This is a genomic window from Falsiroseomonas oryzae, from assembly GCF_027856955.1.
Classification (GTDB): domain Bacteria; phylum Pseudomonadota; class Alphaproteobacteria; order Acetobacterales; family Acetobacteraceae; genus Falsiroseomonas; species Falsiroseomonas oryzae.
In genome coordinates, this window is the sequence record NZ_JAPSMD010000202.1 from 1 (window position 1) to 9648 (window position 9648).

At 71.8% G+C, this 9648-nt stretch carries 12 protein-coding genes; 4 read left to right on the plus strand and 8 right to left on the minus strand.

Annotated features, from left to right (window positions below):
- The first annotated feature begins 105 nt into the window (after positions 1-105).
- On the plus strand, positions 106-1179 hold the full coding sequence (locus OZN99_RS18160) for a DmpA family aminopeptidase (protein ID WP_270936689.1): 1074 nt from the start codon (positions 106-108) through the stop codon (positions 1177-1179).
- Positions 1180-1186: 7 nt separating this feature from the next.
- Here OZN99_RS18160 and OZN99_RS18165 read toward each other — a convergent pair whose 3' ends face one another.
- On the minus strand, positions 1187-1870 hold the full coding sequence (locus tag OZN99_RS18165) for a DUF599 domain-containing protein (RefSeq protein WP_270936678.1): 684 nt from the start codon (positions 1868-1870) through the stop codon (positions 1187-1189).
- A gap of 135 nt (positions 1871-2005) precedes the next feature.
- Between OZN99_RS18165 and OZN99_RS18170 the strand changes: the two genes are divergently transcribed.
- A complete protein-coding gene (locus tag OZN99_RS18170) occupies positions 2006-2560 on the plus strand; it encodes a hypothetical protein (protein ID WP_270936679.1) in 555 nt (184 codons plus the stop codon).
- Here OZN99_RS18170 and OZN99_RS18175 read toward each other — a convergent pair.
- Positions 2496-3713, minus strand: a complete 1218-nt coding sequence (locus OZN99_RS18175) for an NADP-dependent isocitrate dehydrogenase (protein WP_270936680.1) — start codon at positions 3711-3713, stop codon at positions 2496-2498. The genes OZN99_RS18170 and OZN99_RS18175 overlap by 65 nt on opposite strands.
- A 179-nt stretch (positions 3714-3892) precedes the next feature.
- Here OZN99_RS18175 and OZN99_RS18180 point away from each other — a divergent pair, with 179 nt between their 5' ends.
- On the plus strand, positions 3893-4063 hold the full coding sequence (locus tag OZN99_RS18180) for a hypothetical protein (RefSeq protein WP_270936681.1): 171 nt from the start codon (positions 3893-3895) through the stop codon (positions 4061-4063).
- Between the two features lie 70 nt (positions 4064-4133).
- Positions 4134-4319 carry a hypothetical protein gene (locus OZN99_RS18185; protein WP_270936682.1) on the plus strand — a complete coding sequence of 62 codons (186 nt, stop codon included), beginning with the start codon at positions 4134-4136 and terminating at the stop codon, positions 4317-4319.
- On the opposite strand, the gene OZN99_RS18190 is transcribed toward OZN99_RS18185, so the two are convergent.
- The 6 genes from OZN99_RS18190 to OZN99_RS18215 all read right to left on the minus strand — a co-directional run.
- On the minus strand, positions 4320-4730 hold the full coding sequence (locus OZN99_RS18190; RefSeq protein ID WP_270936683.1) for a RidA family protein: 411 nt from the start codon (positions 4728-4730) through the stop codon (positions 4320-4322).
- Positions 4727-6472 carry a benzoate-CoA ligase family protein gene (locus tag OZN99_RS18195; RefSeq protein ID WP_270936684.1) on the minus strand — a complete coding sequence of 582 codons (1746 nt, stop codon included), beginning with the start codon at positions 6470-6472 and terminating at the stop codon, positions 4727-4729. The genes OZN99_RS18190 and OZN99_RS18195 overlap by 4 nt, the downstream gene beginning before the upstream one ends.
- A 13-nt stretch (positions 6473-6485) precedes the next feature.
- Positions 6486-7649 carry an acyl-CoA dehydrogenase family protein gene (locus OZN99_RS18200; RefSeq protein ID WP_270936685.1) on the minus strand — a complete coding sequence of 388 codons (1164 nt, stop codon included), beginning with the start codon at positions 7647-7649 and terminating at the stop codon, positions 6486-6488.
- Complete coding sequence (locus OZN99_RS18205) at positions 7649-8476, minus strand: enoyl-CoA hydratase family protein (protein ID WP_270936686.1); 828 nt, start codon at positions 8474-8476, stop codon at positions 7649-7651. The genes OZN99_RS18200 and OZN99_RS18205 overlap by 1 nt, the downstream gene beginning before the upstream one ends.
- Positions 8473-8997 carry a MarR family winged helix-turn-helix transcriptional regulator gene (locus tag OZN99_RS18210; RefSeq protein ID WP_270936687.1) on the minus strand — a complete coding sequence of 175 codons (525 nt, stop codon included), beginning with the start codon at positions 8995-8997 and terminating at the stop codon, positions 8473-8475. The genes OZN99_RS18205 and OZN99_RS18210 overlap by 4 nt, the downstream gene beginning before the upstream one ends.
- Positions 8994-9648 (minus strand): SDR family NAD(P)-dependent oxidoreductase (locus OZN99_RS18215; RefSeq protein WP_270936688.1); only part of this gene is annotated, 655 nt, incomplete at its 5' end. The genes OZN99_RS18215 and OZN99_RS18210, both read right to left, overlap by 4 nt.

Consider the following 9648-nt stretch of genomic DNA (forward strand, 5'->3'; position numbering starts at 1 on the left):
CGGTCCGGACGCCGCCAAGGCGGCCGAGGCCCTGGCGGCGGTGCGCGAGGTGCTGGCGCACGGCGTCGCGGCCTAGGCGGCGCGGCGAGTGTCGGCGTGACGCGGATGCGGGCCCGGGGGCTCGGCCTCGCCCCCGGCATCCTGCCGCCCGGCCCGCTGAATGCCATCACGGATGTCGCCGGCGTGCGCGTCGGGCAGGTCACGGTGCTGGCGGGCGAGGCGACGCGCACGGGCGTCACCGCCATCCTGCCGCATGGGCTGAACCCCTTCGCGCACCGCGTGCCCGCCGGCGTCTTCGCGATGAACGGCTTCGGCAAGATGGCGGGCGTGACGCAGTTGCAGGAACTCGGCGAGCTGGAGACGCCGATCCTGCTGACCAACACGCTGGCGGTCGGCCGTGCGGTGGAGGCGCTGGTGGACTGGACGCTGGCGCAGCCGGGGAACGAGGGCGTGCGCAGCGTGAACGCGGTGGTCGGCGAGACGAATGACGGCCGGCTGAACGACATCCGCGCGCGCGGCCTCGGCGCGGCGGAGATGCGCGACGCGCTGGCCATTGCCGCGGGCGGGCCGGTGGCGGAAGGCAGCGTCGGCGCCGGCACCGGGACCATGGCCTTCGGCTGGAAGGGCGGGATCGGGACGTCATCGAGGGTACTTCCGCCGGCGCTGGGCGGCTGGACGGTCGGTGCGCTGGTCCAGGCGAATTACGGGGGCGCGCTGACGATGGATGGCGTGCCGGTCGGCAGGCTGCTCGGCAAGTACTACCTGGCGGAACACGTGGCGCAGCAGGCGGATGCGGACGGATCCGTGGTGGTGGTCGTCGCCACCGACGCCCCGCTGTCCGACCGCAACCTGCAACGCCTGGCCCGTCGCGCCATGGCTGGCATCGCGCGAACCGGCGCGGCCTTCTCGGACGGCTCTGGCGACTACGCCATCGCCTTCGCCACGCACCCCGGGGTGATCCGCACGCCGGAGAAGCGCGCAAGCGAGGCGCACTACGCGGACTGGCCGAACGACCGCATCTCGCCCCTCTTCGTCGGCGCGGCGGACGCGACGGAGGAGGCGGTGCTGAATGCGCTGACCATGGCGACCACGGTGGAAAGCCGCATCGGCGGCCGGCGCGTGGTCGGGCGCGCCCTGCCGCTGGACCGCGTGGCGGAGCTCCTGGCGCGACGCGGCTGAGGGCCCGTCACGGGCTGGGCTGCACCGCTTCCCGGATCACCGAGCGGAACTCGCGCCGGTGCAGTTCGCGCAGCACGAACAGGCTGGCCGCAACGAGCGCCAGCGGATGGACGATCCACGCGAGCGCGGCGAGCCCGAAATAGTAGCTGCGCAGGCCGGTGGTGAAGTGCCGGGCGGCGCGGTTCAGCACGCGCGCCGCGGCTTCCGCCTGCGGCAGCCCCGCTGCGCCGTCCGCGGCGGGCGGCATGGCGCCGACCAGGATGGAGCCGTAGTTGAACTGCCGCAGCGCCCAGGTCAGCTCGAAGAAGGCGTTGACGAAGATCAGCAGCAGCAGGCCGATCTTGATCTCCCAGGCCACCTCGCTCGGCACCTCGGACCAGGGCAGGGTGGCGACGACGCGCCGGCCAAGATCGGAGGCGCCGAGCATCGCCACCAGGCCGCCCAGGATGAAGATGCTGGTGGTCGCCAGGAAGCTGGTGGAATTCATCAGGTTGCCGATCGCCGCCATGTCGGCGATCCGGTTCTCCCGTCCCAGCGTCGCCAGCATCCACCGCCGTCGCTGCTCGTCCATCGCCGCGATGACGCTGCGCGCGCGGATCGAGGGCACGCGGTCCACCACGGTGGCGTAGCCGATCCAGCAGGCGGCGAAGATGGCGAGCGCCAGCCAGTCCAGCGCCGAGAGGGAGAGCATGGCCGGAGACTACAGCGGATCCGGCCCGGAACCGAAGCGCGGTCCCCGTCGCGGGCCTGTCACCGCGGGAACAGCGTGCGGTGGGGCGGCCGCGGCAGGCTCCGGGCACCGCAACCGGCGTCGCAGGAGGCCGCCATGCCCTTCACCTTCGACCGCGCCGTCGATGCGATGCTGCAGGTGCCCGCCGTCCAGCGCAGCGTCGTGGCCTCCCTGATGACGCTGGGCTTCGTGCCGCCGTCGCGGGACAGCAGCTGCGGCGAGGTCTGGCGCGTCATGCGCCAGTGGGATTGGGCGCGCTGCGCCACGCCCCGCGCCAACATGATCTTCGTGAAGCGCATCGCGCGGAGCACCGACACGCGGAACCCGCTCGGCCGGCTGCTCATCGGCATCGAGCTGAATGGAAGACCCTATCGCATCGCCTGCGACGGCATGGCCGCCGCCGAGCAGCAGCGCCTGGCGCGCCTGGTGCGGCAGGACGGCGTGCCGCTCGGGCCGGTCGAGCTCGACGGCACGGTGCTGTTCCGCGCCTGCGCGATCCAGCCGAGCCTCTGGGCCGCCTGCGATCCGGCGCGTGGCGGGGAGCGCCACCGGCCCGCATGGACCGATGGCGCCACCGAAGACGGCGTCAGGCCGTCTTCATCTTCTTCTTCAGGTTCTCGTCGAGCTTCGCCAGGAAGGCCTGGGTGTTGAGCCAGGGCTGGTCCTTGCTGATCAGGATCGCAAGGTCCTTCGTCATGTGGCCGCTCTCCACCGTCTCGATGCAGACCGCCTCGAGCGCGTTGGCGAAGTCCACCACGTCCTGCGTGCCGTCGAACTTGCCGCGATAGGCCAGGCCGCGCGTCCAGGCGAAGATCGAGGCGATCGGGTTCGTGCTGGTCTCGCGGCCCTTCTGGTGCTCGCGGTAGTGGCGGGTGACGGTGCCATGCGCGGCCTCCGACTCGACCGTGCTGCCATCCGGGCTGAGCAGCACGGAGGTCATCAGGCCGAGCGAGCCGAAGCCCTGCGCCACGATGTCGGACTGCACGTCGCCGTCATAGTTCTTGCACGCCCAGATGTAGCCGCCTTCCCACTTCAGCGCGGAGGCGACCATGTCGTCGATCAGCCGGTCCTCGTAGGTCAGGCCGCGCTTCTCGTACTCGGCCTTGAACTCCTTGTCGTAGATCGCGCGGAAGATGTCCTTGAAGTTGCCGTCGTAGGCCTTGAGGATCGTGTTCTTGTGGCTGAAGTACACCGAGTAGTTGCGCTGCAGGCCGTAGTTGAAGCTGGCGCGCGCGAAGCCCTCGATCGAGCTGTTCAGGTTGTGCATCATCATCGCGACGCCGCCGGCCTTGAAGACGAAGTCGCCGATCTCCTGCGGCTGGCCGCCTTCCGGCGTGTAGGTCATGGTGACCTTGCCGGCGCCCGGCACCTTCATCTCGACGGCGCGGTAGATGTCGCCATAGGCGTGGCGGCCGACCACGATCGGCTTGTTCCAGTGCGGCACCAGGCGCGGGACGTTGCTGCAGATGATCGGCTCGCGGAAGATCGTGCCGTCCAGGATGTTGCGGATGGTGCCGTTCGGGCTCCGCCACATCTTCTTCAGGCCGAACTCCTTCACCCGCGCCTCGTCCGGGGTGATGGTCGCGCACTTCACGCCGACGCCGTACTGCTTGGTCGCGTTCGCCGCGTCCACGGTCACCTGGTCGTCGGTCTGGTCGCGGTACTCGATGCCCAGGTCGTAGTACTTCAGGTCGATGTCGAGGTAGGGGAGGATCAGCTTCTCCTTGATGAACCCCCAGATGATGCGGGTCATCTCGTCCCCGTCCATCTCGACGACGGGGGTCTTCACCTTGATCTTGGCCATGCCGATCCTGCCAATCTTTCCGCGGGGTCCCGATGCCCGGGCCCGTCCTTGAGCCTTCCTCGCTCGGCAAGGTTGCAACCCGCCGGGCGGCGGAACATGCCAACCGCCTGCATCGCGGGCAAGCCCGGCCGGTGCCGTACCCCTTGCGCCGCAGCGCCGGCCGGGGGAAGCCTGGATCCATGCCTGCGCCCCTGCCCGGCCCGATCCCCCCGCCCCGCGAGCCGGTCGAGTGCCCGCATTGTGCGGAGCCGACCCTGCCGAACCTGCTGGCCGACGGCACCGTGGTCTGCTCCTGCGCGGCGGAGCGGAGCCTCGCACCGCTTGCCGGGCGGCCCGGCGCGCCCAAGTGAAGATGCCAAGGACAAGGATGCCGAGATGCTGCTGCGCTGTGCCACCGGAATGATGACCGGACCTGTCGGAATGGCCGCCGGCCTTGTCTTCGCCACGGGCGTCGCGACCGGGGTCGCAGTCGGCGCCGGCGTGGTAGGCGCCGCCCTGCTGGGCAAGCGGATGTGGGAGGAACGGCAGGGCTGGCGCGCCGGTGCGTCGAACGCCGATGATCCCCTGCCCCCGCTGGATCCTGTGACGGACGCGCCGGGCGCCTGACTAAGGTGCCGGGTCCGGGATGATGGCCGTCGCCTCGATCTCCACCCGGGCCTCGCGCTCGACCAGGGCCACGACCTGCACCAGGGCCATGGCCGGGAAATGCCGGCCCATCACGTCGCGATAGGCCGGGCCGAGCTCCTTCAGGCTGGCCCGGTACTCGTCGATGTCCACGACATACCAAGTAAGGCGGCCGACATGCTCGGGCCCGCCTCCGGCCTCGCGCAGCACGGCCAGGATGTTAGACAGCGCCTGGCGAACCTGCGCGATGAAGCCCGCGGGAAAGCGTCCCTCGCTGTCCCAGCCGACCTGACCGCCAACCAGCACCACGCGGCCGCGCCCCATCATCCCATTGGAATAGCCGCGCGGGGCCGGCCAGCCTTCCGGCTGCAAGGAGGTCAGGGGCGAGGTCATGGGCGGGAGCCCTCCCCGGCGCGCCGCTGCGCTTCCTCCTGCGCCTGCCGGCGCGCCTCTTCCTCCTGCGCCTGCCGGCGCGCCTCTTCCTCCTGCGCCTGCCGGCGCGCCTCTTCCTCCTGCGCCTGCCGGCGCAAGGCAAACCGCTGGATCTTGCCCGTCTCGGTCTTCGGCAGGGCGTCCACGAAGACCACGCTGCGCGGATACTTGTAGGGCGCGATCTCCCGCTTCACGTGCTCCTGCAGCGCCTTGGCGAGCGCCGCGTCGGGCAACTGCCCCGGCCGCGGCACCACATAGGCCCGCACGACCATGCCACGCTCCGCATCCGGCGCGGCGACCACGGCGCATTCCTGCACGGCGGGATGGGTCAGCAGCGCGACTTCCACCTCCGGCCCGGCAATGTTGTAGCCGGCCGAGATGATCATGTCGTCGTTGCGCGCCTGGTACCAGAAATAGCCGTCCGCATCCTGGAGGTAGGTGTCGCCCGTGATGTTCCAGCCGTCCTGCACATAGTTGGCCTGGCGCGGATCGGCCAGGTAGCGGCAGCCGGTCGGCCCCTGCACGGCGAGGCGGCCGGGCGTCCCGCGCGGAACCTCCCGACCCTCCTCATCCACCACCTTCGCGACGTAGCCGGGCACCGGCAGTCCCGTGGCGCCGGGGCGGATCTGGTCCTCGCGCGCGGCAATGAAGATGTGCAGCATCTCCGTCGCGCCGATCCCGTCCATCAGCTTCAGGCCGGTGGCCTGCTGCCAGGCGTCGAAGACCGGCTTCGGCAGCGTCTCCCCGGCGCTGACGCATTTGCGCAGGGATGACAGGTCGTGCTGCGCGGCCAGCCCCGCCATCACGCGATAGGCGGTCGGCGCGGTGAAGCAGACCGTGGCGCGGTGGCGCGCGATGGCCGCCGGCAGTTCCTCCGGCGGCGCCCTCTCCAGCAGCACGGCGGTGGCGCCGACGCGGAAGGGGAACAGCACCAGCCCGCCGAGGCCGAAGGTGAAGGCGAGCGGCGGCGAGCCGATGAAGACGTCCGTGGGCTCCGGCCGCAGCACCTGGGCGGAATAGCCGTCGCAGATCGCCAGCAGGTCGCGGTGGAAATGCATCGTGCCCTTCGGCTCCCCGGTGGAGCCGGAGGTGAAGCCGATCAGGCAGACATCGTCCGCGGCGGTGTCGCAGGCCGCGAAATCGGGCGAGGCCGCGTCGCACATCGCCTCGAGCTCGCCATCGCCCCAGGTGACGAGGTGCGTGAGGTCCGGCGCCTCCGCCTTGCGCAGTTCCTCCGCCAGGCGCGCATCGCACAGCGCGTGGCTGATGCGCGCCTTGCGCAGCATCTGGCCGAGTTCCTTCGCGCGCAGCAGCGGCATGGTGGCCACCACCACGCCGCCGGCCTTCAGCACGGCGAAATAGGCGGCGACCATCCAGGCATTGTTGGCGCTGCGCAGCAGCACGCGGTTGCCGGGCACGAAGCCGAACTGGCGCACCAGCACGTTGGCAATGCGGTTCACGCGCTCCGCCAGCTGGCGGTAGGTCAGCGTCTCCGCCGGCGTGACGAGCGCGGGATGGTCGCCGCGTCCGCGCTCGAGGTTGCGGTCCAGCAGTTCCACGGCGCAGTTCAGCCGCGCGGGATAGCGGAATTCCGGCCGGTCCAGCCGGAAGACCGGCCACTGCTCGCGCGGCGGCAGGTTGTCCCGCGCGAAGCTGTCCACATGGGCGCTCGGCGCCAGCTGGCCCGTGATCATCCCGTCCATCTCCGTCTCCTGCTCATGCACTCGACGTGCGGCGTTCCCGTTCCGCCCGCGCGATCACCACGCGTTGGATCTCTGAGGCACCCTCGTAGACGCGGAGCGCCCGGACCTCCCTGTACAGCTCCTCGGCCTTGTGGCCCTTCGTGACACCCAGGCCGCCATGCATCTGCACGCAGCGGTCGGCGGCGCGCTGCGCCGTCTCCGTCGCGTGCAGCTTGGCCATGGAGGCTTCCCGCGTGACGCGGGCCGCACCGCAATCCTTTAGCCAGGCGGCGCGGTAGACCAGCAGCGCGGAGGCCTCGACCTCCGTCGCGCTGTCGGCGATGGCGGCCTGCGACATCTGCTGGTCGAACAGCGTCGCGCCGAACAGCCGGCGGCCGGCGGCGCGATCCACCGTCATGTCGAGGGCGCGGCGGGCGAAGCCAAGCGCGGCCGCGCCAACGGTCGCGCGGAACACGTCCAGCGTGCCCATCGCCACCCTGAAACCCTCCCCGGGCCTGCCGATCAGCGCCTCGGCCGGCACGCGCACGCCGTCCAGCGCCAGCGTCGCCAGCGGGTGCGGCGCGGTGACGTCGATGCGTTCCGCGATGGTCAGCCCCGGCGCATCGGCCGGCACCAGGAAGGCCGAGAGGCCCCTGGCGCCCGGCGCTTCCCCGGTGCGGGCGAAGACGACGTAGGTCGCGGCGATGCCGCCATTGCTGATCCAGGTCTTGCGGCCGGTCAGGCGATAGTGGCTGTTGCCGTCCTTCTCGGCCGCCGTCGCCAGCGCCGCCACGTCGCTGCCGGCCTCCGGCTCGCTGAGCGCGAAGGCGGCCAGCGCGGTGCCGGCGCGCGCCGCGGGCAGCACACGGTCGCGCTGCGCCTCCGTGCCGAACAGCGTCACGGGGCCGGTGCCGAGGCCCTGCATGGCGAAGGCGAAATCCGCGAGCCCGGCATGCCGCGCCAGGATGTCGCGCGCCAGGCAGAGGCTTCGCGCGTCGAGCCGGCCGTCCTCGGGGCAGGGCACGCGCAGCAGCCCGGCCTCGCCCATGGCGCGGGCCAGACGGATGGTGCTGCCATCGGCATCATGCTCGTCCGCGAGCGCCTCGGCATGCGCGGCCGCCCAGGCCTCGACCTCGGCCGCCCAGGCGCGGTGGCGCGGCTCGAAGAAGGGCCAGTCGAGGAAATCGCGGTCCGCCATCAGTCGCCCCGGAAGACCGGCCGCTGCTTCGCGACGAAGGCGTCGTAGGCCCGGCGGAAATCCTGCGTGGTCATGCACAGCGCCTGCGCGACCGCCTCCGCCTCGATCGCCTGGTCCATGGACATGGCCCATTCCATCTGCAGCATCCGCTTTGTCATCGCATGCGCGAAGGAGGGGCCCTCCGCGATCTCCTGCGCGAGCGTCGCCGCGGCCCCGGGCAGCTCCTCCGGCGCGTGCAGCCGGTTGAAGAAGCCCCAGGCCAGCCCTTCCTCCCCGCCCAGGCTCCGGCCGAGATAGAGGAGCTCGCTCGCCCGCCCCTGGCCGACGATGCGCGGCAGGATGGCGCAGGCGCCCATGTCGCAGCCGGCCAGCCCGACGCGGTTGAACAGGAAGGCCACCTTGGCGCGCGGCGTGCCGAGCCGGATGTCGGAGGCCATGGCGATGATCGCGCCCGCGCCGGCCGCGATGCCGTCCACGCCGGCGACAATCGGCTGCGGGCAGGCGCGCATCGCCTTCACCAGCTCACCGGTCATCGCGGTGAAGCGCATCAGCCCCTTGGTGTCGCGCTCCAGCAGCGGGCCGATGATCTCGTGCACGTCGCCGCCCGAGCAGAAATTGCCGCCCGAGCCGGTGATGACGAAGGCGCGCACGGCGTCGTCATGCGTCGCGGCACGCAGGATCGCCGCCATCTCGCCGTAGCTGTCGAAGGTCAGCGGGTTCTTCCGCTCCGGCCGGTCGAGCGTGAGCGTCGCGACGGCGCCCTGGACCTCGAGCTTCAGGTGCTGCGCGCGATACTCTGACAGCGGGCCGGAGATGGCAGTGATCATGCGGTTTCCCCAAGCGTCTGGGCACGGCGCACGGACAGCTTGGCGCGGCCGAGCAGCCGGAACAGGACGGCGCGCTCCTCCGGCGCCAGGCCGCCGAGCAGCTCGGCGATCCATGCCTCGTGCGCGGCCGACTGGCGGGCGAATTCGCGGCGGCCCTTCGCGGTGAGGCGCAGCAGCTGGGCGCGGCGGTCGCCCGGGCGGGCGCGGCGCTCCACCAGGCCCTCGGCCTCGAGCCGCGTGGCGAGGCCGGTGACGTTGCCGTTGCTGACCATCATGCGGCGCGAGACCTCGCCGAGGGTCATGCCGCCGCTCGCCCGGTCCAGCGCCGCCATCAGGTCGAAGCGCGGCAGGGTGGTGTCGAAGTCGCGGCGCAGCCGGGCGCGGATCTCGCCCTCCACCAGCGTCGTGCAGGTCAGCAGGCGCAGCCACAGGCGCAGCTCGTCCTTGTGGCCGGGCGGCGCCTGGGCCAGCGCCGTCTCCGCATCCACCGCCACGGTCGCGAGGTCGTCCGGCTGGGTCACGTCTCGCCCCCGTCCACGGCGACCGCCTGGCCGTTGATCGCGCCGGCGCCGGGCGCACAGAGCATCAGCACTGCCGTTGCCACCTCCTCCGGCCGCACCAGGCGCCGCTGCGGGTTGTGCCTGGCGAGCTCCGCGCGCGCCTCCTCCGCGCTCCGGCCGGTCCTGGCGACGATGCGGGCAACGCTCTCGGCAACGATATCGGTGTCGGTGAAGCCGGGGCACACGGCGTTCACCGTCACGCCCTTCGCCGCAACCTCCTGCGCCAGCGCCCGCGTCAGCCCGAGCAGCGCGTGCTTGGCCGCGACATAGGCCGTGACATAGGGGTAGCCCTTGAGCGCGGCGGTCGAGGCGACATGCACCACACGGCCGAAGCCGTCCTGGAACATCGCCGGCAGCACGGCCTGGGTGACCGCGACCGCGCCCATCACGTTCACGCGCCACATCCGCTCGAACAGCGCGGCGTCGGATTTCAGGAAGGGCGCGCTTTCCGCAGCGCCGGCGGCGTTCACCAGGATGGCGACGCGCGGCAGCGCCGGCGGCGCGGTCACGTCGCCCGGCAGCGCGGCCTCGGCCATGCCACGTTCCACCATGGCGCGCAGCGGCGCCTCGCGCCGCCCCATCACGGTGACGCGCGCGCCGGCCGCGGTGAGC